Below are 25221 nucleotides of genomic sequence, written 5' to 3' on the forward strand. Positions count from 1 at the left end.
TCGAGAATCAGCAACAATGTAGTGCGGGATTTCGGATTGAAATAGAAGTAGCAACCCTTACTCTATGGTGTAACTCAAACCGTTAAGGATTGTTATGACTTCACTTGCTAACATGCCATTTTCTTTGCTCGAATTAAGCCCGATGAAAGAGCGAGATACCGTTTCACAAACCCTCGCTAACAGCGTGGCTTATGCGCAAAAAGCGGATGAACTTGGCTTTAAACGCTTTTGGATGGCTGAGCATCATAATATGCGTGGCATTGTCTGCGCAGCAACCTCCGTATTGATAGGGCATATTGCCGGACACACTCACAATATTCGGGTAGGGGCGGGTGGCGTGATGTTGCCAAACCATCCACCGTTAGTCGTCGCTGAGCAGTTTGGCACCTTAGAAAGCCTCTATCCGGGGCGTATTGATTTGGGATTAGGGCGCGCGCCTGGCAGCGATCCGATTACCAGCCGAGCACTGCGTCGCGATGACAGACGTGCAGAACAATTTGACGATGAAGTCGCTGAGTTACAAGCCTTACTCGGTCCTTATGATGGTAAATCCTCGGTGCGTGCTATTCCGGGTGAAAACACCAAGGTACCAATCTGGTTGCTTGGTTCGAGTCTTTATAGTGCCCAGCTCGCCGCAAAGCGAGGTTTACCTTATGCATTTGCGGGTCACTTTGCGCCACGATTCGTGCATGATGCTATCGCACTTTATCGCCGCGATTTCCAACCATCAAAGGTGTTAGATAAACCTTATGTAATGCTTGGCTTACCGGTAGTTGCAGCCGATACCGACGAGCAAGCGCAGTATTTAGCTACCACGTCAAAACAGCGTATCCTAGCGTTGATGCGAGGTCAGGCGTTATGGCTGAAACCCCCCGTTGATTCGATGGAGGGGCTGTGGAATGCCCAAGAGCAAATGCAAGTCGACAGCTTTTTAGGCCTATCTGTGGTTGGAAGCCCCGCGACGGTCCATCATAAACTCAGTATGATTAAACGTGAGCTAGCGGTCGATGAGTTTATTTTTACCAACGATTTATACGAGCTAAGTGATAGAAAACATGCGCTTGAAATCTTGGCGGGCTTAACGTAAAAGTCGGAGTGTGAAGATAGTACTTAGGTGAAGGTTTGCGGTACACTGCGAGTTAAAAATTTACAAGGAACGAAAGTTGGAAACGATGTGGTTGTGTATCCTTTCTCTACTTATTCTGCCTTTTATGTCGGGGCGAAAGAAATAGCACTGAGCTGATGACGCCCCATTACCGGGGAGTGAGTTGATGTCAGGTACGGAAAAAATGACGCTCCGTCATGAAAATGAAAACACTAAGGTACTAGAAGCTAAACTTGCTGAGCTCGAGGTGTTTAAATCATCCTGAATAATAAGTTCAGCGAGTCAATATTTGCAGTAACAACTAGGGCCTGTTGATCTTTGCTGTTTGATTTTTGTTCTCCTGAGTGGGTTTTGGTCGCGACGCTCGACTTGCCGCCTAGTAATCTAGGTAAAAGTTGAGCAACAATGAACAAAGCGCACTCAGGTGAACCCAAAGGGCAGCGCTTGATTGGCATTTCTACTGTGTTCTCGCCTGACTCACATAGAACAACTATGCTACGCAGGCTCTGCCTTGTATAAATACCAATCAAACTGCTGCAAAAACAAACTTGAAAGGTAAACAGGCCCTAAAGGAAAAATGATGGATCAAGTTGTACGCGTCGGGGTTGGCGTGGTCATAATGCATGATAATAAAATTTTGCTCGGTGAGCGCATCGGTGCTCATGGCGCACATACTTGGGCAACGCCGGGTGGCCATTTAGAGTATGGAGAGGACATTGAGGCATGCGCAATAAGAGAGGTGTATGAAGAAACGGGGCTAGATGTTGTAAACGTTGAAAAGCTTGGTTTTACAAATGATTATTTTGCCGATGAGCAGAAACATTATGTCACTTTGTTTGTCATGGCAAGGTGCGATACTCATGATGCAGAAGTTAAAGAGCCAAATAAATGCAAACAATGGCAGTGGTTTTCGCTTGATGAATTGCCGCAACCTCTGTTTTTGCCTTTGGTGAACTTTTTAGAAGAAAACAACACACTTTATCGATACTAAAATAGCAATTGGGGCATAGCATGGAAGAGGTAGTCGTTAGATATATTCATTTTATCGGTATTTTATTTTTGGCATCAACGCTCGCGATTGAAAACGTGCTACTCTCCAAATCAATGAGTAGTCAGAGCATTAAGCGGTTAGCGGTAGTTGATGGTTTGTATGGTGTCAGTGCGCTTGTAACCCTTGGCGCAGGGTTAACGCTATGGTTTGCAGTTGGCAAGCCCAGTGAGTTCTACACTAAAAATCCGATTTTCCATGCCAAAGTCGGACTATTTTTGTTAATCGCTTTACTATCTATCATTCCGACTGTGTTTTTATTGAAGCACCGTAAGACAACAGCAGCTAATTTGTCTGTGCCCCAGCGCATCATCGTCATTAAAAGGCTAGAAATGCTGTTACTTTTAGTTTTACCGCTACTTGCTGCACTTATGGCAAGAGGCTATGGGTTGCCCTCATCATGAAACAAAATATTGTCAATATTGCGCTCGTCGTTAAAGACTACGATGAAGCCATCGACTTCTACGTCAATAAACTAAGTTTTGAATTAATAGAAGACACCTATCAACCCGAGCAAAATAAACGCTGGGTGGTGGTGGCACCGCCTAATTCTCATGGTACGGCGTTACTACTTGCCAGAGCTTCTACGCCAGAGCAGCAGAAGTTTATTGGTGATCAAGCTGGTGGACGGGTATTTTTATTTTTAAATACCGATGATTTCTGGCGTGATTATGAGCGTATGAAGTCTATTGGTATTCGGTTTATTCGCGAGCCACAAGAGCAAGATTATGGCACGGTTGCTGTATTTGAAGATCTCTATGGCAACCGCTGGGACTTATTGCAGCTAAACCCTGATCATCCTATGGCGAAGAGATGATCTCAAAGTTACCAAAATGGGTTGAGATCGGCGCTTTTATATTGGCGCTCGTCGCAGGATTTGTGAATGCAATCGGCCTACTTAGCTTCGAGCATCAATCCGTTTCTCACTTATCCGGCACTGCGACTATGCTCGGAACCAGTTTTTTAGGTGACAATCTTAAAGAAACCCTGCACTTATTTGGAGTGTTACTCGCGTTCTTGCTTGGCTCTGCACTTGCGGGGTTTTTGCTGCATGGCACCACGTTAAGGCTTGGCAAACATTACGATACCGCGCTGATACTTGAAGCTATTTTGCTTACCGTGTCTCTCGTATTACTGATGCAAGGCTCATTTTATGGTCACTTTTTTGCCTCTGCAGCTTGTGGACTACAAAACGCATTAGCCACCACGTACAGTGGAGCTGTGGTGAGGACAACCCATGTAACAGGAATATTCACCGACCTAGGACTAATGATTGGGGCGCTATGTAGAGGCGAGCCACTGGATACCAGAAAAGCAAAACTGTTTGTGTTGATAATCTCAGGGTTTGTGGCAGGCGGCGTGTTAGGCGCTTGGCTTTATAACAAGTTTTACTTTCAGGCGCTGTGGTTGCCTATAACCATTTGTTTGCTGATCGCAGGTGTTTACCGCTTTGCGCTTAGGGATAAGGGGTAGTACACCGTGGTGTTGATGTATCTTAGTTTGGATTATTGACTACTTAATCAACATCGTATAGATTAGCGCGCGATTTTAATTTGGATCTTTCCGCGATGTTTTACATCCTATTTAAGAATTTTGTTAGAAGGCTTTGCTCCGCGCATTAACACGATGAAGTGTTGCTCGGAGCTTACTTTCTAAATCTTCATCAGAGGCATTGGCGACTACCTGAATAAAGGTCGACGGCGTCAGTGTATCTGATGATTGGAAAGACGAAGCCGGCGATGATACTTCATCGCCGGCTTTTTTGTGCCCGAAATTCAGTGGCACACGTTTTCGAAATTTTTTGAAACGGGAGGTCGGCATACTTGTCGATCTCCCGTTTTTTATGGATGTAATTTAATGAACTTGATTTTAAAAGGCCTGATAATGTCAGGCAGTAACCTAAACAAAGACCAACTTAATATTGGCTTTATTTCTTTTGCTTTGCTGAACACCTGCAAGGTAAACGTTTGCTGCGCAAAAAAGGGGTAATGAGATGTTATTGACTTTATTACTCGCCTTTATTGCGTTTTTAGTCGGGGCCGATGAGTTGATGCTTGGGCCTATTCTTGAACCTATTGGACTCGAATTAGGTGTAAAGCCTGAGCGAGTTACACTGTTTATTACCACTTACAGCGTTGCCCTAGCGATTGTGGCTCCGCTATTTGGGGCGCTGTCGGATAAAGTAGGGCGCCGCGCTATCATCTTACCTGCAATCGTGGTTTTTGGTGGTGCTTCCATCGCGACAGGGCTTGTCACTTCATTTGAATGGGGCTTAGTTGCTCGTGTGGTCACAGGTATTGCCAGTGCTGGCATGCTACCGATTGCATTTGCCATCGCGGCAAGCTCTGGTGGAGATGCGCTAAAGCGGATCGGTTGGGTGCAAGCTGGTTTAACTCTTGGCATGATCTCAAGCCCTGCGTTTGGCGCGTTTTTAACGCATCTAATGTCGTGGCGAGCGGCTTTTGTTGCGCTCGGGATCGCCAGTTGGGTTGTGGCATTATTACTTACCGTAAACCACCGTGCGATCCCAAATGACAAAGCTGGAGAAGGCACCAAGATATCGGTCAAGCTATGGCAAATCCCCGGTGTTGTTGGCGCGTTACTTACCATGTGTATTGGTTTAGGTGGTGGTATTGGTTTGTTCAATTTGGTGGGGCAGCATTTACGAGATACACAAGCACTGTCAGTGTGGTTTATTGGTGTACTGTATGCCTTATTAGGCTTAGTGAGCGTTGCTGGAAACCTGATGATGCCAAAACTCGCAACCCATTTTGAAAGTGGACGGCAGGTAATGCGTGCATCATTGGTCGTTTGCCTCATCGCCAGTAGCGGTCTTTATTGGTATCAAGGTACCTCTCTCATACCGTTATACTTTTTGATGACACTTTGGGCATTGGCTGGCGGTATCGGGGCTCCGGCATTACAGGCATATATTTCAGAGCTTTCGCCTGCACATCGCGGTGTGCTCATCTCACTGGCCATGAGCATGATGCACATTGGTGTAGCGAGCTGGTCTGCCGTCGCAGGTTTTGCTTATAGCCTTGGTGTGACTGCGATGACGCTGCTTGCTATTACCTTGTTTAGTCTTGCTATTTTGTGTTTGCGCCCGGTAAAAGGCGCATCAATTTAGGAGGTAACTAGTACCAATTAGCCTTAATACTTGCTCAATTTTAAGGAGCAAGTCTGACGCTTACGGCGTTAAAAATTTCTCATTTAGAAAAACTAAATAGCAAAATTTTCGCCTTGCCTACATGGATGTAGGTACCTTGGCGATAGCAGTGTTATCGACAAGATTCTCTTGCCTCAAAATTGGAAGCTGAGTTAAGCGAGTTGGTATGCCAGCCTGCATATTCGATCGAACACGAGTGCTTTTGATTGAGTAGAAATGTTTTAATCTGTGTGGACTTTCATTAGACAAAATAAATTGCTAATATTATTTGATATTAATTCTCATTTTCATTTGGTTTGGGCTTCATGGTATTTGCAAAGTTGGTACGTGGTTTGAGCGGATGATGTTGCGTCTATATATGTGAGCACTGTAAATCAACAACTTGTCTTCTTTCTTTGCCAAATGGGTGGTTAAGCTAGGTTCCTTGTGGAGGAAATATGGAACAACTTATTCAAGATTATAAAATGCTACTAATCGGAGAGCCTAACATTAGGCCCATTGTTGCGGCTATGCAGCTAGGTGTGAGTGAAGCTGAGTTGCTAAACGCACAGCTGGATGAGCCTGTTACGTCTCGAGTTACCAGATTAGATGAGCATAAAATCGCGGATTTATTAAAAGGATTTAAAAAGCTTGGAAAAGTGATGGCTTTGACTAGAAATGGCTCTGTGGTGAGCGAGATAACTGGTTTGTATGAAAAGCTCTATGTTACAGGGCACAGTAACAAACTTAGTGCCGTGGCCATCAATCCAGGAGGGATTGATCTGCGGCTTTTCTTGCACAAATGGAAAAGTGTATTTCTTGTTGAAACGGATAAGCATACTAGTTTTCAATTTTTCGATGAAAACGGTCGGGCTGTACATAAGGTATATATGACAGCAGATGCCGACTTTAACGAGTTTGTGAACCTTAAAGCACGCTACCAGCTAACACATAGTCACGAGTTGGATGTAACGCCTTTTGAAGTCCTAGATACTAATATTAAGGACTTGAGTACTGCGCAGCTAGATGATTTTAGGTCGCAGTGGGGCGAGTTAAATGATGTCCATCATTTTCCAAAGCTTTTAGAGACATACAACCTTGAACGCTTGCAGGCCCTTGAAATCGTTGGCTCACCATGGAGCTTTGAGCTACAAAGCTTTGACCTTGCAGATATATTTCAGCAAGCAAACATGTTTAAGCAAGAGATTATGGTATTCGTTGGCAATCCAGGTGCGGTACAGATCTTCTCTGGAAAGGTTGAAAACCTCAAACAAGTTGGCCCTTGGTTTAACGTATTAGATCCTGAGTTTAACCTGCATATAAAAGCAGACGACCTAACCCGTGCGTTCGTGGTCAGAAAACCCACGGATAACGGCAATACTGTGGTTACCTCTATTGAGTTTTTTGATGCCAATCGCGAGACTGTATTAACGCTGTTTGGTCGCCGAATTGAAGGCAAAAAACAAACCGATGAGTGGCAGGCGCTATGTGAGCGATTGATCCATAAAGGACGGGTTGCGGCGTAATACTTGAGCTATAGAAAAGCTATCCTCTACAATCAGCTATATTGAAAAGGGCTCTATAAAAGAGCCCTTTGAATTTCTAGTGCCAAATAGGCGTGACTTCTGAGACTAAGATTATTCGTTTAGAGACGGTATTTTGTTGCGCATTCTCCATTCTTGTCGCCATTGCACTATGGCAAAGTGGGCGGGAAGTACCACGTTGACACTCGTCCATAATCACTCCTGACCCCACAGGTAATTCAGTAAAGAGCCGAAGATCTTGGGTACTAACATTATCTATAGGGGTGTTTACCGCGACACCGTCAGCTATCACAAACTCCCCGCCTGATACATTCTCTCTGGCCAGCGTAAGGATTGAGGTAATTGTTTGATGACTTAACCCGTCGAAATGAAGCGTATTTGGGGTTACCAAGCAATCCGCGTAAGGTGTCGGATAATAGCCAATAAACTGATGCTCAACATGGTACGACGGTGCCGAAATTGAATGTTGGATCAAAAATTCAGTCAGCGCTGTGATCACTGGGTGGTTGCAAATCAATGTACCGTCAGTGCAATGTGTTATTGCTTTGAACCACCTTTGTTTACCCCCTGCGTCCGGGTTTAGTTGTTGAGATAAGCCGTAAACATAATATTGACCTCCTTGTCTATCCTCGGGATTGATAAGGTATGTGTTAGCGTCCTTGACGGTATAACGCACGATACCTCTTGCATTTTGGCCGGATGGAATATAAGTGTCTAAGCCTAATTCAGGTTCCACCTGTTTCAGTAACAACTCAATATCTTGTAGTGAACCAACGTTGAAATTTGGCAAAGAATATTGGCAGAAACCATTTCTTAACAATGTAGTTTTAGTCATTTTTGATTCTCCTATCTGTCTTTCTTGATTTGTTTTCATAAAAATTTCAATAAGCTTTTTCATATTCACCTCATCTGGTTTGTTTTGGTGTTTATAGATTTGCATTTAATTTATTGATTTTGAAGGAAATGATAGGAATCTAAACGGAATGAAAACTGAATTTATGGTGAGTTTTAATGTGAAAGGCCTGTTTGAACGAATGGTTGCTATACCGTATGCTTCATTCAGTTTTAGCTTAGTGGAGATTAATTGAGCTGGGTAACTCGAATTAATACAATCCATGCTTTCTCTCTGGTTTAAAGAGCTGTGGGCAGTACAAATGGAAAGCCTTTTGGGCTAGCACATCGAGGATGTATATTTTCTCTTGCGCTTTGGGGGAAGGCTATGAGTATAAGTGAGCAGGAACAAGTAGTCATCGGTAGAATCTGAATAAATCCACGAAAACTACTTGAGTAGTGAGCGATTTTTCTATTTACAGTAGCAATTGAGTGGCTACTTTGTTAATCCTCAAAAAATGCAAGTATATTAGGAATTGTACGGCCATAATCTATTTTCTTACTATTCGAATCATTTAGATACAACTTTAAAGAACCTCCACTGTCTAGAGTCATCACGTTAGACATATTGAGTCCATACATCTCTAGCACATCCTTCGCGTATCCATAATTTTGACACTGGCTTACTAGAATGACTAGCTTTTCATGCTTGTTTCTTGGGTTGTTATCAGCATCAACTGTGCCGACAAATCCTCTTGGATAACCACCTCCAAAGCTGCAGTTGTATCCTTTTATGGAACTTAAATGATTGGTAGTAAAGGCATATGCGTAAGATACTAAATTACTGCGCCGATATGTTGCATTATCTAAGTCAGTCAATGCTGCAAAATAATCTCTTGAATCATTGGGTTGGAAGGAAGTGACATCATCAAATTCATCAACACGCCCTACAAATGCTTTACCGCCACCGATTTCAAGCTTAGCTAAATTATCAAGAGCGTAGCCCCAAGTTTTGTCAATACTATCCTCGTAATACCCAGAATCTTCATGATAAAAGGAATGTTTTAATTCTCCTCCGTCCATCCAAATTGAATGCGAGCGGCTAGGAAATAATATCCCTCTCTTTTCACCTATGTTTGAACTAACTGGGCCAAAGTAACTTAAGTTAGTGAAACCGACATATGATTGAGCCAGATCAGTGTCTAACGCTTTTAAAGCATCATGAAATCCGTATCCGCTGGCTGCTTTGAAGTAATAATATGGGGTACTATCTTGGTTTGAATTTCCTCCCATCATCCAGGAGTTGGTCACAGAATGCTTTTCAGAGCTAATTATTAGTGGGTGTCCGCCTCTATCTAAGTTAACAATTATCACGTAATCGTCGGCCCCGCCGCTATAACTGATTTTATACACATCAACACCTGACCCAATAATGCCATCAGTATTACTAAAGGTTTGATAATTGATGGCATTAACAGGGGCGCTAGTCATAGCGTCATGAGTAGGTAGCGTGAAGTTAGCTTCTGATTTGAGTGAGTAACTAGATAAAGCGATAACACTCAGTATTGGTAGAAATTTCATATTTAACTCCTTTTGTTAATTTTTCTTAACTTTATTGTCTTTTAAAAACTCCGTTAAGGGTGGTTATTTCTACCTTGACGCACCTGTTTGAACTAGTAAACAGTGCTAACTCTTGCTTGTTAGATGAGAGTGTTTGATGTTGCTTAACATGGTCTTAATTTCTATTGTAATGATTTTAAATCGTTTTTTTATTTTGTTGAGCAAGGTTACGTAAAATTCACAATGATGCAGGTAACCTAATGATGGTTACTTTCATTGTTTATATTTAAGTAACAAAGTGAAATTATATTTGAAAATTGTGCTCTAATTGTATAGAAATGTAATCTAAATGTGGTTTTTTAGACCGGTAAATGAGATTTTTTGGTATGCCTAAGGGTAAGGAGCGCGAAATGGAACAAGTTTATAACTTTGCGGATGAGGTGCAATTAGAGTCTTTAAGGCAGCTGATTGTTGAGAAGATTAATCAAAAAGGACTGTCCGAACAGCAAGTTACAGACAGTGCTTACATGAGTGATAGAAGTCTTCGCAATTATAAGACGGAAGGCTACTTAGCCAGTTTAGCGCCACTCTCGTCATCGACGGTAAGTAAGCTAAAGAATCTATTGACTGCGCTTAATATTGAGCCTGAAGAAGCGCTGGAATACCACCAAAAGCGAATAGAAAATCAACAAAACAACCACCACTCAGACCCTACAAATCAAAATGGCCAGCAAAGCAATGCTCAGTTTCAAGGGTGTACCTTTAACGGCGGGGCGAATGCACCAAATGTCATCACTGGTAATAGGGACATTACGCTTAACTTTGGTGCTAAAGACTAAAGGTAACCTTAAATTCCGATAAGGGGTGGTTTGACCCTGTAAATTTAAGCTAGTTAAGAAGCTTGTATCTTTCATAGCGAAGTACTCGCTATTTGAAGCTCTTAAGGCTTAATTGCTCCCGTTTTTAAAATTTTAAAAGTGATTTTATATGAGTGCTGATCCAAAGGAAGCAGAGGTTGGTTCAAGCATTGGCATCGAAACCAATGCATATGATGATGATGTTCCGCAGCAACTAAGCCAATTTGACAGTAGTACGTTTGAAGAAGCTGTGATCCAAGGGAATAGAGATGTTCAGGTCAATAACTATTTCTCAAATGCTGATAAGAAACCACTGAAGTATGAAGCACTTCAGTTAAGAACGTTTCCAAAAATTGCGAGTAATGAGGTCATTTTAGATGACATCAAGTTAGCCGAACTTAACAATTTCCTCGTTTGTCACAACTGGCTGATTATTGAAAAAAATAACGAGAATGCCTTTTATCTCTCAGAGGCTATCGCTGCTGCTTTACAGCACACCGACATATCATCTTACTACATACGTCATAATTCATGTCGAATAACTGAGTACTTAGATTCAAAATTTCCTTACGTAGAAAGTCAACACGCTTATGTTATTAGGCAGCCAGTAGAAGACTTAGAAAGTTTCGAGCGCTTTATCGAAACCCGTGAAAATCTAAATGCACTGACGTCTAAACTAAAAGCACGTAAGGCGACGCTGCTTATGGTATTGGATAGTAAAGGCGATAGTGATTGTCCTAGAAGGATCCAAGAATACCTGCGTTTCAACTCTGTAAGTTCCATGCTTGGTTATTGGCAGCCTGCAGTTCACTTTACACATGACTCATTACCTGTAGCAGCACTAGATAACGACGATTGGTTGGACTGTTTAGTTATTACACTAACTTGTTGGTTTAACAACATGCCACTGGTGTTGTTTCAAAATGTCATAGCTAAAGCATTTGACCATAAATTAGATCAAGCTAAAGAAGTGGGAGAAGGAGAAGAAGCGTTAACTCATGCTTATGCTCGTTGGCAGCAAGATCCTGATGCATTTTTGAAATTAGCTGGGCTTGAGCTCACATCACCGTCGGGTTTAGGTACTTGTTGTATCCGGCTAAGCTCGATTAAGCAAGCGAGCGTATATCGAGAAAAGTTGCTTACAAACAACCCATTCCAACTAGCCGTACTCTCTGCAATTATTGAAGAAGTCATTTTTGATCAGGATATAACAAATGAACTCCTTGATATAGATGCGCTTTTTTCAGACCTTGCCTACTTCTACTTAAAGCTTTCTGAAGTTGGGGTAATTACTATTAATAGTGATTACCTATTAAAAGTTTTTGAGCGATATCGTCAGTGCCAAAATTCAAAAATAATTCATTTTATTTCGTTTGTTAGGGCGCTTTCTTATCAAGATAGATTCAAGTTGGCCATCGATGAATTTATTTGTCAACTACTATGGCAAGTGGAAGAAAAAGAGAAAGGTCTAATATCTATATCAGACTTAGAAATTCATATTGATAATTGGGTTCCAGAGTTTAAGTCAACCTTTGAAAATAATCTTAAATCGAAGGTGTATGACTTCAAAAATCACCTCTATTTTTTATTTAATACTCTAGCTTATTCAATTGAGTTTGAAAGTGAATCTGAAGTTTTGTCATTGGAGTATGTGTTTTCTAAAAACTCTGAACTTGGGTTTTATGATAATAATATGCGCCCTGGATTTGCAGTGCTTCGTTACTATTTTTCTGGCTATCTATATGCAGATGCATCTCACTTATTAAAAATACTAAAAAATATACCTTCCGATAGTGAAAAGTGTGTTTTAACTTTAATGATTGTAAGGATTTTTGTTTTTAGCCTTATGCATCGTGTGTTAGAGGGAAATAATCAACTTGATGATAAGGCCACCTTTTACTTGATTACGTTAATGTTTGAAGAGGGGGCGGAAGAGTTAATTTACCCACTGCTAGCGATGCCTAGTTTGAATGAAAGCCTAAAGAAGAGAAATATCACTGCATTTTTAACTGCATCGATTTATATAAAACAAACGCTGATCCAAACGCAATATGTCTCTGATGAAAGTGAATATGAGCATTACGACATGATGCTTACGGAGTTGGATGAAAAATTCAAACGATTGAATCAATTGTTTGCCATTACTTGCACCAGAAAACAGTACGAGCAAATTAAAGCGGATTTAAGAATTCAGCGAGACAAGGCGATAGAGCAGTACAGAAATTGTAGATCAGATAAAGAGCAGAGGATGCTACTAAAGCTAAAAAAAGGCGTGTTAAGCGAAGCTATTAAACAATTTAAAAAACCTAGAAGAGAATCCTACCATGCATGAAAGCATCTCTAATTTGAGCAACTTAATCAGAAAAGTCGATACTAACTTTCACAATCCGAGAGTTCATGGAGAGGGGTTTGTTGTCACTTGGAATAAGAAAACCAACCAAATCGTAACCAAGCAAGGTTTGCTATCTGATTTATTTAATAAGAAACATTATGAATATTTCTTTGTTAAATCTCATACAAAACCAATCGTCATTAGCAAAATTCCATTTGAATGGCATGAAGGTGCAAGTGAGATTGCACTAGAGTTTTACGCTACCTTTCAGCTTAAAATTACAGATCAAACTGAAGCGCATAAGTTAGTCGAAATCTTAAGTATGTCCGGCACGCCGGAAAAAGGATTATTTAATTTAATAGATAAGCACCTGCATCACTGCATGTCGAAAATGTATAAGAAATGCTTGGACTCACAAAATAGCAACTTATTAGATGAGTTTTATCAGCTAGAGCTACAGCGTGGAGAAAGCAGTGAATTAAACACGTCGGTGTGCGAGCAAATGCAGCAAGAATTAAAAGGAATGGATTTTAATATTGGCTTCACACTGCGTAACGCACCAGAGCGATATGCCGAATTTAAATATAGTACCAAGATTAAAGAAACGGGCTTAGAAGTAACGTCCGAATGTCAAATGACATTGAATAACTACCAAGCCTATCGCAAGTCTGAAATTAGCGATATCGAGGGGGTGGTAGCACACATGAAAGCGGGTATTGATAGAGCAATCCGTCAGCATATTTTGGGCAAATCTGAAATGGATTTGCTGAGCAACTTCAAAACGGCAACGAGTCAAGACGTCTCTATCTCCGATCAGGTTAAAAATAGTGTTAAGCAACAAGCTACTGCAATTGGTTATGAACTTAACTCATTTCATACATTACCAAACATTGCTCCGCTGAGGTTATTGAATGGGTTGATGCTCACGTTTGATAAAGAAGATGGCGCATTTAAAACGGGGATGTTTGGTAGCCGTGTACGGTTAAATATTCGCATGGAAGTTAAGGCGAAAGAAGGAGAGTTTGAAAAATACCGTCACTTATTTGCAAGTAGTGAAAACGACAATCAGATTGATTTGTTAGCGATAACGCAAGCACAAATTCTCGACAGAATAAAAGTACTAGTACACGACATTTGCAAAGAAGTGATGTTGAATGACAAGTTTAATCATTACAAAGCATTAAGTCAGTTTGAAGAATTAATCCGGCCTCAACTTGAAGATGAGATTGGCAAACGATTAAGTGAACAACATGGCTTGGTGGTAAGTATTAAGTCACTTATGGCAGTTGAATCTGAAGATGCCATGAGGCTTGAAGAGCTAAGAGGTAAAAAAATACCAATCCAATTTAAGCATTTTTTTGGTGGACAAGACGGGATTGGTGCCGAGTATTCATTCAGTGGCGCATTTGAAGTGCTCGGTCTAGTCGTCAGTGATGCCGGTGGTGAACATAGTTGGGAAACGTTTGAAAAATGGGATTTTGGTTACCGAATCGATTCTCCTGAGCGTCATACCAACACAGCCCTTAAAGGGAATGACGATAGAGTCTGTAAAAAATTGGCGATTGAGAATGAACTAGAAGATATAAAACAGGAAGTTATTAGGCTTTTCAAGGCATCAACATTACTTATCCCTTCCATTACGCTTTGGGTAAACAAACGTGAATATAACGCAAAGTTACAAGATGAATTACTCAGTGAGGTATCGGCTCTGTTGAGGCGCAGTCGAGGAATGGATCTACTGATTGAAAGACTAGAAATTAAAGACGAAAGCCTGATCCAAGCGCAGCTTGATAGTAGAGATCGTAAGCTCAAATCAATTGCCGATGTCGATAGTATGCGTTTAGAGCAGCGTTTAGTTGATTTAAAACAAAGCAAAGACGAAAAGCAAAAGCTGGCAGACGAAGTTACAGAAAGAAGGTTGAGTTTCCTGCGCGACAGCGATGATTTTGAGGACTTACTAGAAGAAAAAGAGCGTATCGAAAATGATTACCGTCATTTAAATACTAAAGAGTCGACCATAGAAGAGCTACTGCCTGCCCCTAACAGCCATGCCTCGAGCGATATCGAAGAATTAGCTGATGTACTTACTAAATCCAATAACCAGTGGGAAACGAACGATGAAAAGTAGAAAAAACCTTGTTGCTGCTTCAATCATGACAGCTTTGCTATCCGGGTGTGCAATGACTGACGACACTAAAACTCGAGCTGAGGGAGCATCGACAGGTGCACTCATTGGTGGTGCGCTTGGTTTGGTGTTAGGTGACAATAAGCAAGCCGCTATGATTGGTGCATTGATTGGTGCTGTTGCCGGTGATCTTTATGCCAAGAGTGTGGTTAAGAAGAAGCAGGATTACGCTAATACTGAGTTATATATGCAAGATGTGATTAAAGGGGCACAAGAGAAACTTATCGCAGCAAAAAATGAAAGAGAAAAAATTCATTTGGAAATAGAAGGTTATACCGCGCAGTTAGAAAGCATTGAGGCAGAGTCTCAAAAACGCAGTGCTGAGTATAGTGGCTTAGAAACGCAAAAAGATAGCCTGTCTAAAGCGGTTTCCAAGTCAGCTAAGTTAGTCGAGATATTGACTGAAGAAATTCAGTACCAAAAGGATGTGCTGGCACAAGAAAGAGAAACCGTTTCTGTGCAATTAGCCTCACATAGTGAAACGGTTATTCAACAACTTCTTGCTGAAAAGAACGAGCTAGAAGTCATGCAAGCCCAGCTAGCTTCATTAGATAGACGGAAATTATACTAATGCTGAAGCGGGTTATATATTGCTTGTTTTTGTCTTTGCTATCAGGTTGTGAGACGACAGGTGATCCAACAACTGGTGGGTTGTATGGATGGAGCGAAGAAAAAGCAAAGCAACGACAGGCACAGCTAAACCGAAGGGTAGTGGATATCGAAGCTCAAATGAATGCGATTGAAGAAGAAAATCAAGAGCTTGAAAGTGACAAGGTACAACTAACGCAGTTGATAGTAATACAAAGTGAGAAGTTAAACGCTTTAATTGCAAGCCATGATGCGTTGCTGGGTAAGATAGAAACATACAAAGGTCTTGAGCGTATTAATCAGACAAAAATTAGCCAGTTGAAAACACGTTACCCATGGCTCGGCCTGAGTCGAGAGGAGGTCTTGAGACAATTTCAAGAAGCGGCAAGCGAATCACGACAACAGCAAATGCTAAACCAGCTAGAGAGTGAGCTTGAATCACTAGCACAAGAAATAGATATGATACTTTGAGTAATGTAGATGTCGATTAAACCAATAAAAGCACAATATTATTGCAGCAATATAGAACACTGTAGTAATGCTCGGGCGCATAAGTTATTTACTAAATCATATGCCAACAAGTGTGGTGTTTGTGCTCAGCCATTACTGTTTGCACGTTGGCATTTTTCGTTTGTTACTTCCTTTTGTTGGGTACTTTGTTTATCAACATTAGCAGCGCTGTCTTATCCATATTTCTTTCCTAAAGAATATGAAAATATTACTTTTTCTGGTGTGAAGACTGAAGTTCAAGAGTCTAGTGCTGTCGTGGAAGTTACTCTTCATCGAACAGCCAACATTGATTTAGTACAACAGATTGAGTTAATAACAGAAGATGGTACTGCAAAAGCAGCTGAGGACTATCGAGCCCTTGATATTGCTTTACAGTTCCAGCCTGGTGAAGTGCAAAAATCAATAAATATTCCAATTATTCCTGACTCTGATGTCTATGAAAACAATGAAATGTTTTACATTAAGCTGAAAAATGTGAAAGGGCAGCCGTCACATATCGTGATGATTGTCGAAGCTGGAGTAAACAAAGACTTAGTGGAAAAAAGCAGCCTTTTGGTAAGTAACCTTTCAGCTCTTGCAGCGGACCTTTCGAATGATTTGAAACAGCTTGAGATCCTTGGTAACTATTTGTCAACCAAAGAAAACCCAAAGGCTAACTTGGTCAAGAATTACCGTGATACTCAAGATAATATTCAAAGAGCGAGAGAAAAATACATTGTTCTGTTTAATGAAGCTTTAGATTTGGACCCTAATGTTTTGAGAAATACATTGGACGCCCACCTTGAAGCGCTGAAAAAACAACAGTTTCATACTCAATATGAAGCAACAACTGTGATGAAAGCTCAGTTACTTGACTACTTGAGTTCCAGAGTTTCTAACTCGCCTAAGTGGCTTGAGGAGTTAGGTGAGGTAGTAAAACTTGAAGTGAAAGCAAATAACAATGGAAGTGTTATCTAATCTGAGTTGCTTATTTATTGGGCTAGCTTTCAACTAAGCCAATGGGCAGCGCACTCAGCGCTGCTGCATACTCCCCATCAACAGAAGTGAAAATCGAGAGAACTTTTGTTCATTATTCGATGAGTTAGCAATAGCTCATTGAGGCACCCTCAAATACCACGAGCCTTCAGCTTAAGGTGTTTAAGTTCAGCCATTACATCGAACTACAATATTTACCTGCAAAACTTTCAAGCAAAACGATTGCTGACTAAAGAGCTGGCAGAGGGTTGTCTGTAACTGACGTTTGTAAAAATACTGAGCTAGTTTGAGATCCTTTTATATCAAGTGCTACAAGTAGCACCTTTCTTTACTTCCAATCTATTTCCTATTTCCTTCCTAATACATTAACTAATTGATATTAAATGGCTTATTGGTTTTTGGATTTTCCAAATATCGGCCTCTGGCATCTGCCATTATCGCCTTAACCTTATGTCTATCGGGCAAACAAGCAAACGCCTGATGTAAGGTGAACTCTGGCTGCAGACAGATTTTACCTCTCCTTTAAAAACAGAATGAGAGGAATTTACTATGTCTTTTAAAATAGAAGCATGTAATTTAAATAATATTGATGTCGCAGTTAAAACGTTGAAAGAAAACTATGTGGAAAACTTTCCAGCTATCAGAGTTACTAAAGATAAAATCTTAGGTAAAGGTACTTCTCTATACCTACTTAGTGATATAAGCCAAGTTCCACATAATCCAATAGCCACTTTTGGACTGAGCAGCGCGTATGAAGATGAGGATGTTTGGAAAGAAGTAAGGGCATCATTAAGTGATGGTTTTGACCCTAAAAAGGATGCAGTTGTCGGCCAGCTTAGTATATCGAGTAAAGATGTCGCAATTACCAGAGTGGTTTATGGCCTGTTATTAGATAAAGCACAACAGATGGGTTATGAGCGGTTGTTTTTTATCCTGAGAGGGAATGTTGATTTTTATAAAAAGTTATTTAACGCTATACTGATTAAAAATGATTGCAACTATGATATTGGGGTTGATAGAAAAATATCTGCTCTAGTTGTTGAAACGAAAGAAATAAAGCAAAGGGGGCTTCGCTTCCTAAATCGAAACTTATCATCTTGCTTTAATAAGAGTGATAGTCTAATTAAAAGGGAAATTATGAATAAATCTCATTGGGATGAATATAGTAGTGCATTTGACTCTATTATTACTCCACCACAAGTTGAACTTTATAATACAATTTCTCCGCTGTTGTCAGGAGTTGTTCTGGATGCTGGATGTGGAAATGGAAACTTAGCCGCTTTTGTCAATGGTGAAGTTTCTACTTATCACGGTGTAGATACGTCTCTTGATATGGTGCAAAAAGCCAACGCCAATCTGCAGAGACTGAAAGAACCACAGCGATTTCAAGCATTTCATGTCCAACTAGAAGAGTTTGTTAATACGCATCAATACGACGTGATTACATTAATAAACAGTGTTTACGCGATGGATAATCCGTCTTTGGTTTTTAAACACTGCTATAACTTACTTGCTCCGGGTGGTCTGTTAATTATCGCAAACCCCAATGAAAACATGACAAAATCTCACATGGAAATGATGATTGAGTTGTATGAATCGCAATTTAGTGGCAATCCTGCTGTTGCGGACTTTAAGAGATTGAATTTACAATTTGTCACACAATACCAACATTCGTTTTATACTTTAGATAAAGTTGAAGATTGGCTAGAACAAGCTGGACTGTCTGTAACAAACAGAGATTGCACTCACTTTCATGGTGCAATGAATTTAATCGTAGCTAAAAAGTAGGAAAATAAAAATGCGCTATCAAGATCTAGTCGATTTGTTGAATGCTTCGAATCAAGCAGAATACACTGCAAGTTTTTATCGTGCCATCTCACATATCGGATTTGATAGCGCAATTTATGGTTTTTTGCCAAGCCATGAATTTGTTAAACACTTGAACCAAATGCCTATCATACTAGCCACCGAAAACGCCCCTCTGGATTATTTAAAGTACTATCAAGAAAATGAAATTTTTAAGCCTGAGACAGATATCTTCGTAGCTAAAATACTTGCTGGTCATCGAAATCCAATAAACTGGTGGCGGGACCTACATGGTTTCAACCCCACAGAGTTACAAGTTGCTACCTTGACCCATGCAAAAAACGAATTTGGTCTCAATAACGGTTTTGTCGTCCCTCTCATGTGCGACCACAGAGGCTACGCTTGTGTTACTTTGTATAGCAATTTAAGTGATAAAGACTTTAATCACCTCGTACAGGAAAATGAAGAACAAATCGGATTATTTTGCTCAGCGTTGAACAGCAAAATCTTCTCAGATCCAAACTTAGTTGCTGAGTTATACGACAATTATATAAAAATGAGCGATACAGAGCGTCAAGTGATGCGATACTTGGTTTCGGGGAAACCGATGAAGCAAATTGAAGATCATATTGGAATAACCTATCGCTACGCTGCAAAAGTAATTGATAAATTTAGAAAAAAGCACGGAAATGTTCCAAAAGACAAATTGCTCTATTCGCTAGGGCACTACTTTAGTTGATTTAACGCTAGTATTTCATATCTGACTTATCACACTAACGGACGAGTTTATCTTTAATGTGGCAGGTTACTCTGAGCGAGGAGTGGATATTAATGCCAACTTATTTTTGGACAAGAGGAAGTAGGCTAACTGACTCTTCATCATTTCTCCAACCTTAATAAATGCCGAAAGATTGATTCGTAACGTTCGTTAACCTGAGAAGCGGAACTTAACATCCCGAGAAGCTTCGCCTTGTTTTCAGGCTTTAAGGTTCCTTCGATATACTCGACGTATAACTTGTGGATCGCTTCATGGTGTTTATTTTGGACTTGTAAGCCTTTGTCGTTAATTGCGACGCCAGTTACTAGCTTGGTCTTTTCGGGAGGACTAGAGAACTCTTTATGATACTGATAACCGTAACCGTGTATTAGCTTCTTAACCTCCCAAATAAAAGCCCCTGGGACAGCCTTTCCGGAAAACGTTAAGTCGTCAACATAGACCGTAAAGGTTATCTGATTAGTAGCGGACAACTCGTCTATTTTTTCGAACATCGGCAAAGACGAAAAGAACGCTAAGATCTGACTTAAAGGACTCCCCGTCGGGATATGACCATTAACACAAGCTAGATTTGTAAGTATTTTTGATACGTCAGGCGAACAGAATAAACAGGTTCTGAAAAACTGATAGACAGCTTCTCGTTTCGTCGACGGGTAATATTTCTTAATATCTAGTTTGACCAGCGCGGAGCCTTCTTCGTGGGTCTTGGCGTTCGTTATATGTGATTTTTTCTTGATCCCTGAGTGGAGGTAATCAGGAGTTTCTATTCGCTGTAAGAGCTTAAATAGCCTCTTGTGGACTTGCTCTAAGATTGACTTCGGGACTTGGACTTCTCGATCTTTGCCGTTCTTTTGGATAGTGAATATTCGGAAGTTATTTTCGTCTTCGGATAAGCTCAGTAAGACTTTAAGGTCCATACTGAGTAACTCGGCTAGCTTCCTTTTTGCCTGTAATTTATATAAGGGCGATTGATCTATCGGATAACGGTTCCGCGTTCTCAGTTCTCATTCCTCCAACGATATAGTTATCTAGAGGTCCCGAGCCATCACCCTCGACGAGCCACTCCAAAAAGTTGCTTATCGGGTCCTTAACCCATCTATAAAATCTATAGATAGCCAAGAGTTTAGTTAGCCATTTACATGGCTTGACTAGATGTTTAACGACTTTACGTCGCCGCATTCGGGTCTGTTCTTCTTTACTTGGGTCTTCTGTATCAGACATAACGTTATCCTCATAGTTACCGGGGCGATTGCCACCGTCTCACGCGTAACTTAAGGACGGGAGAAAAGAACAGTTTTTATCCTCTAGATTCCAAGACCGTTCGTTTCTCACCGAACGGCCTACACGTCATTCATTGATACATGTCATAAGAGTAATACGACGACACGACGAACGGATGAGCGCGCAAAGGGTTAGGGTGTTATCCCCACGGAAACTAACGCTTCCCAATGGTGTGAGATTATTCCCGTTTTCCAAGTAATTATATTATGGGAGCGTTTATTTATTAATCAACACTAGGGAGTTAGATTTCTCTAGCTTATTTTGAGGCAAATGCGAGTTAGTACCAAGCGTCCGCTTTTTGACACACATACAACAGCCAAGTTTAATTTAGCCCTGTTATTCTGGCTTATTAACGTCAGGTGGTTTAGCTGTGGTCTCTAATTAAATCGACTAGGGCTAGGTTTTATGGCCCACTCATCAAATTGTGCATGAGTGGGCCTATTTTATTTTTAGTTTGTTGAGCGATCACTTACGATAGGTGATGGTGGGTTTTTGGGCTTATTACTCTGGTGTAGCATAAAGTAATATTGTTGGCGTTCATTGGGTTGATTATTGATATCAATACGTGCAACTCCTGCGATTACGTCTAAACCATCGGCACTTTTCACCAAGGGGTAGTCGTTTGGACCGAGAGAGAGTAGTGATACTCTGTTGAACACTAAAGTTTCTACATTCTGAACTGTTTGATGTTGGTTATCTTCACTGACATCAAAATAATGGTCGCCGCCGTATACATCTTTTCCAATGTTACGCATAAATGCCCCCATACTGATAAGGAATTTGTTTTCGACTTCAATGCCTTTTAGCCCATAGAAAAGCTCGTGCTCACCGACAAATACAATTCTTCCCCCCTGCGCAGCAAATTGTTTTAAGCGACTGACTTCATCCGGAGAATATGAGTTAAGTGGAGTCCAGAGTACGATAAGTTTTATTTGTGGGTCATCAAGATCCCAATCTTCTAGTGACTGATATGTAATAACTTCAAAGCCTAAATCTTCCCAAGTACTGTACAGGTAATTAATAGATTGGCATGACCAACTGCAGCGAGAGTCGTGAGATCGATCTAGAACTATTTTAGAACCTTGGGCACGGAGGCTGTTTCCTGAAAAGCTGGCTAGGTTTTTCGCAAACTGTGTGTTATCGGCTATGTAAATACGCTCATTATCTAGAATATTGACATCATTGAATACAATTAAATCTCCACCAGCTGCAGGTGCGACATTACTGTCAAATGTAAAGCCAATAATTGAATTTGCTCGGCTCCCCTTGCTATCTGTCGCATAGAGTATAATGTTGTTTTCACCTTGAACAAAAGACTCCGCTGGTTGAGTGAGTGCGAAGCTGCCACTATTTAGCGCAAAACTAATGTCTCTTTTGGCCTCTCCATTTATAGAAATAAATAATTTGGCGATACTTGATTGAACTGTTTCAATCTTGCCTTCTATTAAGATGTTACTACTCAAAATTGCGCCAGGTGTTGGAGACAATATTGTGATTTGTGGTGGAACTTTTAATGTTAACTCAGATGTTGGCTCCGAAATTGCGCGATAAGCGCTTAAATCGCTTTCGTTTCCTGTTAAAGCAACATCTATGATGCATGCTTCAAGCCTACTTTTTATGCTTACATACTTTTGGCACAATTCTTTAACCCTTTGATATTCCGCACTACCAATTTGTGCCTCTAACCTCGCTTGAGTTAACAATGTTCGTGGAAAGTTGAGATCAACGAAGCTTTCAGGAGTCTCATCATTGAAGTAGTCGAACAAAGAGGATTCGGATGTTACACGCCAACTGTTGCCATAAATATCATAAAGTTGATTAAAGTTACCTTTGTCTTCAATTTGCTTGCCGTTGGCATCCGTTAAGTCATTGTCGACGTTGCCATCAAAGTATCCAAGCAATCCATTAACGCTGCCCGCACGAGAGTTTGGTAAAAGCACTTCTGTCTCGACAAACTCACCCCGTCGATACACCTTTAGTAATGAGGTGTCTGGCCAAGTTATTTCGTAATGACGATTATTTTGTTTAAAGATACTTGCTTGATTAGGAAGCGCACGAGCACCGTTATTTAGTGTTTGTAATTGACCATCAATAAGTATGGCAAGGCCTTCATCATTTGGGTAAAAGGTGACTCTTGTTCCTGCTACATTTGCGGCGACAGCGGCATTGAAAGACACATGTTGATTGCCAGGGACTGCGACATAACGGCCCTGAATCTCAAAAGAGTCGATATTGGACTTGGCTAAGATATACTCACCAACGCCATTAAATCCATAGTTTAAGCCGTCAAACGTACGTAAATTTGGGTCTCCTGTGACACGAGCTTGTTTGCGCGGGTTGCCTAGGTTGTCGTCAATTGGGTTGCTATCATCTACGGGCTCACCACTGAGCAGAATTAATTGAACTGGTTGGTTGGTGTCCTCGGTAACAGTGATTGTAATGCGCTCTGGTTGAAAACCCGATTTAGAAGCGATGACATGATAATCACCAACCGCGAGTGGTGAAGAACTAAAGGCGCCACTGGTATCGGATGATAATTGTTGAGAAAGCCCAGTGCTAACGCTTGTTAGTGAAACATCAGCACCCGTTATGGGGCTGCCGTCAACATCGGAAATAGCACCTGTAAGCGTATTGAATTGAGTCTCAAATGGGCAAACTTCAGAGCTCCAAATTGGTCGATTAAAATCGTAAAGAGGAATATTTTTGTTTTTTTCTTCGTTGGTTAAGCCAAGAATATCTCCAACAAATCCATAATCTAAATTGGCATCAACACCTAAACCTAATGATAGAGCTAAGCTGCATTTGACTGTCTGTTGTGTATTGTTAAGTTCTGCAGTTGCGATATATTCAGCATATGGCCCCATTGCTAATCCTGCTCCTGGGCCATCTAACTCTATTTTATTACCAAAAGGTAATGCGACAGATAACTCATAAGCAGAAAGCATAAATTGTAGTTCGGCTTCTACTTTTGCTGATGTTTCACCTGATAGTTGGTATTCAGGTCCAATTTGAGATATGACGGGTACAAAGCTGTTAACTGGGCTCAGTTTGTCGTTTTGATATTTGAATCCGGTTTTATACTCTCCTGAAGCACTAATACCCATTTTTAAATGGGCTTCACCTGCGACGCCCAAGTAAGCACCTAGTTGCGGATGTAGTTTAACGTTCAAAAACAAAGGTATTGGTCCAACAAACAGCTTTACGTTTTTGTTGACTATAGGGTTGAATACTTTGCTTTTGCTCAGACTGCCTTGATATTCATAGTCAGCATTAAGGTAGGTCTTAGTTAGATAATCTGCTTGAGCAATTGTAGAAAAGTGAGTTACTTCACCTCGAATAATTGAAAACTCTATCCCAATTGTAGCGCTTGAGTTCATCTCGAGTTCTACAACTGACGTGACTTCAGGGCTTAGTTTTTGCTGCAGTGTTCTTGAGAACGTTAAGATAGGAATATCTACACTTGACTGTACCGTGTTATTAGCAGTTGAAACCGACTGATTAAGTGTTGCAGCTTGGTTCGTTATAACAAGGTCTAGTTTAACGTCAGCATCTGGAAAAGCTTTGTGTAATGGTGCATGGGAAGTAGTTAAAACATTACCATTAATATCAAGAACCTCACGCATAAACCCGGTGTCATCATCAGCGGTGACACCGACTATAATATCACCGACTTGTATGTCGCTTAACGCACCTGCGGTGATTGTGAGTCTACCCATCTCCGGGGTAATTTCTACTCCCGATTGGCCATCAACGATGAAGGTTGTGTAACCGTCAACGCCTCTTGTTGCTGGCTTCAATTCGCTGCTCGGGTCTAATGTAGCTATGACTTCAGCATCTTCAAGCGGTTGCTCGTCATGGTCACCTGTGTAGTCAACAAAATCTATTGCTTCAGCAACTGCCACATTGGTGCTTGCAGAGGTAGAGTAGCCTGACTTATCTGAGACTGTGACCGTAAACTCAAGGTTATCTCCAGTGTAGTCTTCAGGGATTTTTAGTGAAGCAAAATCAGGTTTATCGTTATCAATGTTAAGCTCTATATCTGTTGATTCTTCCCATACGATGCTGTCAATTTCAACGGCACTCGATATATCTGCTTTTAATTGTGCCCACGATCCTTTCGCGATGCTCTGAGGTACTTGCAATTGAATCGTTATGTTGTTCAGGTTGTTTACGGTGACAACCACCTGGTCAGTCGCACTTCCTCCTTTATCATCAATAACCGTTAACTCGAAACTTAATTCTTCGTTCTCTGTGACATCCGGAGCCACAAACGAGGAAGTTGCGTTGCTTTGGTCTGCTAACAAAACAGGGGGGCCTGAAAGTTGCTGCCACTGGTAGCTTTGAATCACTCCGTCGTTATCTGTGCCACTACCGTGTAATGTGACGGTTGCCTTTTCATCGACCGTTTGATGTTCTCCTGCTTGAGCAATCGGTAGGCTGTTTGTTGGTTTATTTATATCGTTATCTGAGTCCCCACCGCATGCGACTAAAGCGCCTGTTAACAGCGTAATTAGGGTTGTGCGTAGAGGAGTGTATTTATGCAGGTCCATAACCATCCTTATGTATTTGAGCGAGAGCAAGTTGCTTTGAAAAATAAGAATGCGTGAAAAAAGCAGCATGAAACAGGGTCGAAATTTCCACCTTGTTCAGTATTGATTCATTGAATAAATTATCTG

General features: G+C 40.9%; 20 protein-coding genes. 15 read left to right on the forward strand and 5 right to left on the reverse strand.

The window, feature by feature from the left end; all coding sequences use genetic code 11:
* Positions 1–94: 94 nt before the first annotated feature.
* The 5 genes from EXT48_RS22005 (at position 95) to EXT48_RS22035 (ending at position 3626) form a co-directional block, all read left to right on the forward strand.
* Positions 95–1087, forward strand: a complete 993-nt coding sequence (locus EXT48_RS22005) for an LLM class flavin-dependent oxidoreductase (RefSeq protein WP_130165790.1) — start codon at positions 95–97, stop codon at positions 1085–1087.
* A gap of 598 nt (positions 1088–1685) precedes the next feature.
* Positions 1686–2096: an NUDIX hydrolase gene (locus EXT48_RS22020; RefSeq protein ID WP_130165917.1), complete on the forward strand. Its 411-nt coding sequence runs from the start codon at positions 1686–1688 to the stop codon at positions 2094–2096.
* Positions 2097–2116: 20 nt separating this feature from the next.
* Positions 2117–2557 (forward strand): DUF2214 family protein, encoded by a 441-nt coding sequence (locus EXT48_RS22025; RefSeq protein WP_130165792.1) that lies wholly within the window; start codon positions 2117–2119, stop codon positions 2555–2557.
* Positions 2554–2970, forward strand: a complete 417-nt coding sequence (locus EXT48_RS22030; protein ID WP_130165793.1) for a VOC family protein — start codon at positions 2554–2556, stop codon at positions 2968–2970. Before EXT48_RS22025 ends, EXT48_RS22030 begins: the two co-directional genes overlap by 4 nt.
* On the forward strand, positions 2967–3626 hold the full coding sequence (locus EXT48_RS22035; protein ID WP_130165794.1) for a YoaK family protein: 660 nt from the start codon (positions 2967–2969) through the stop codon (positions 3624–3626). Before EXT48_RS22030 ends, EXT48_RS22035 begins: the two co-directional genes overlap by 4 nt.
* Positions 3627–3749: 123 nt before the next feature.
* On the opposite strand, the gene EXT48_RS22040 is transcribed toward EXT48_RS22035, so the two are convergent.
* Positions 3750–3938 carry a hypothetical protein gene (locus EXT48_RS22040; RefSeq protein WP_130165795.1) on the reverse strand — a complete coding sequence of 63 codons (189 nt, stop codon included), beginning with the start codon at positions 3936–3938 and terminating at the stop codon, positions 3750–3752.
* A 208-nt stretch (positions 3939–4146) separates the two neighbouring features.
* Between EXT48_RS22040 and EXT48_RS22045 the strand changes: the two genes are divergently transcribed.
* Together EXT48_RS22045 and EXT48_RS22050 are read left to right on the forward strand one after the other, a co-directional pair.
* A complete protein-coding gene (locus EXT48_RS22045; protein WP_130165796.1) occupies positions 4147–5283 on the forward strand; it encodes an MFS transporter in 1137 nt (378 codons plus the stop codon).
* A 476-nt stretch (positions 5284–5759) separates the two neighbouring features.
* The gene (locus EXT48_RS22050; RefSeq protein ID WP_130165797.1) at positions 5760–6827 is read left to right on the forward strand and encodes a ChuX/HutX family heme-like substrate-binding protein; all 1068 of its coding nucleotides are present in this window, start codon (positions 5760–5762) and stop codon (positions 6825–6827) included.
* A 76-nt stretch (positions 6828–6903) separates the two neighbouring features.
* Here EXT48_RS22050 and EXT48_RS22055 read toward each other — a convergent pair whose 3' ends face one another.
* Both EXT48_RS22055 and EXT48_RS22060 read right to left on the reverse strand, forming a co-directional pair.
* Positions 6904–7680 (reverse strand): 2OG-Fe dioxygenase family protein, encoded by a 777-nt coding sequence (locus EXT48_RS22055; protein ID WP_165384133.1) that lies wholly within the window; start codon positions 7678–7680, stop codon positions 6904–6906.
* Between the two features lie 500 nt (positions 7681–8180).
* Positions 8181–9257 carry a hypothetical protein gene (locus EXT48_RS22060; protein WP_130165799.1) on the reverse strand — a complete coding sequence of 359 codons (1077 nt, stop codon included), beginning with the start codon at positions 9255–9257 and terminating at the stop codon, positions 8181–8183.
* Between the two features lie 389 nt (positions 9258–9646).
* Between EXT48_RS22060 and EXT48_RS22065 the strand changes: the two genes are divergently transcribed.
* From EXT48_RS22065 to EXT48_RS22100, 8 genes are all read left to right on the forward strand, one after another.
* A complete protein-coding gene (locus tag EXT48_RS22065; protein WP_130165800.1) occupies positions 9647–10075 on the forward strand; it encodes a hypothetical protein in 429 nt (142 codons plus the stop codon).
* A 148-nt stretch (positions 10076–10223) separates the two neighbouring features.
* Positions 10224–12425, forward strand: coding sequence for a hypothetical protein (locus EXT48_RS22070; RefSeq protein ID WP_130165801.1), 2202 nt, complete (start codon positions 10224–10226; stop codon positions 12423–12425).
* A complete protein-coding gene (locus EXT48_RS22075; protein ID WP_130165802.1) occupies positions 12418–14553 on the forward strand; it encodes a hypothetical protein in 2136 nt (711 codons plus the stop codon). Before EXT48_RS22070 ends, EXT48_RS22075 begins: the two co-directional genes overlap by 8 nt.
* Positions 14543–15181, forward strand: a complete 639-nt coding sequence (locus EXT48_RS22080) for a glycine zipper domain-containing protein (protein ID WP_165384134.1) — start codon at positions 14543–14545, stop codon at positions 15179–15181. The genes EXT48_RS22075 and EXT48_RS22080 overlap by 11 nt, the downstream gene beginning before the upstream one ends.
* On the forward strand, positions 15181–15669 hold the full coding sequence (locus EXT48_RS22085; RefSeq protein ID WP_128727492.1) for a hypothetical protein: 489 nt from the start codon (positions 15181–15183) through the stop codon (positions 15667–15669). The genes EXT48_RS22080 and EXT48_RS22085 overlap by 1 nt, the downstream gene beginning before the upstream one ends.
* Positions 15670–15678: 9 nt before the next feature.
* Positions 15679–16665 carry a Calx-beta domain-containing protein gene (locus EXT48_RS22090; RefSeq protein ID WP_130165804.1) on the forward strand — a complete coding sequence of 329 codons (987 nt, stop codon included), beginning with the start codon at positions 15679–15681 and terminating at the stop codon, positions 16663–16665.
* 567 nt (positions 16666–17232) lie between these two features.
* On the forward strand, positions 17233–18471 hold the full coding sequence (locus tag EXT48_RS22095) for a bifunctional 2-polyprenyl-6-hydroxyphenol methylase/3-demethylubiquinol 3-O-methyltransferase UbiG (protein WP_130165805.1): 1239 nt from the start codon (positions 17233–17235) through the stop codon (positions 18469–18471).
* A gap of 10 nt (positions 18472–18481) precedes the next feature.
* On the forward strand, positions 18482–19228 hold the full coding sequence (locus EXT48_RS22100; RefSeq protein WP_130165806.1) for an autoinducer binding domain-containing protein: 747 nt from the start codon (positions 18482–18484) through the stop codon (positions 19226–19228).
* Between the two features lie 140 nt (positions 19229–19368).
* Here EXT48_RS22100 and EXT48_RS22105 read toward each other — a convergent pair whose 3' ends face one another.
* Both EXT48_RS22105 and EXT48_RS22110 read right to left on the reverse strand, forming a co-directional pair.
* Positions 19369–20181, reverse strand: coding sequence for a reverse transcriptase family protein (locus EXT48_RS22105; RefSeq protein ID WP_130165807.1), 813 nt, complete (start codon positions 20179–20181; stop codon positions 19369–19371).
* A gap of 813 nt (positions 20182–20994) precedes the next feature.
* Positions 20995–25095 (reverse strand): VWD domain-containing protein, encoded by a 4101-nt coding sequence (locus tag EXT48_RS22110; protein WP_165384135.1) that lies wholly within the window; start codon positions 25093–25095, stop codon positions 20995–20997.
* Between the last annotated feature and the right edge of the window lie 126 nt (positions 25096–25221).

It is taken from the genome of Pseudoalteromonas sp. CO348 (assembly GCF_004208845.1).
In the GTDB taxonomy this organism is placed as follows: Bacteria; Pseudomonadota; Gammaproteobacteria; order Enterobacterales; family Alteromonadaceae; genus Pseudoalteromonas; species Pseudoalteromonas maricaloris.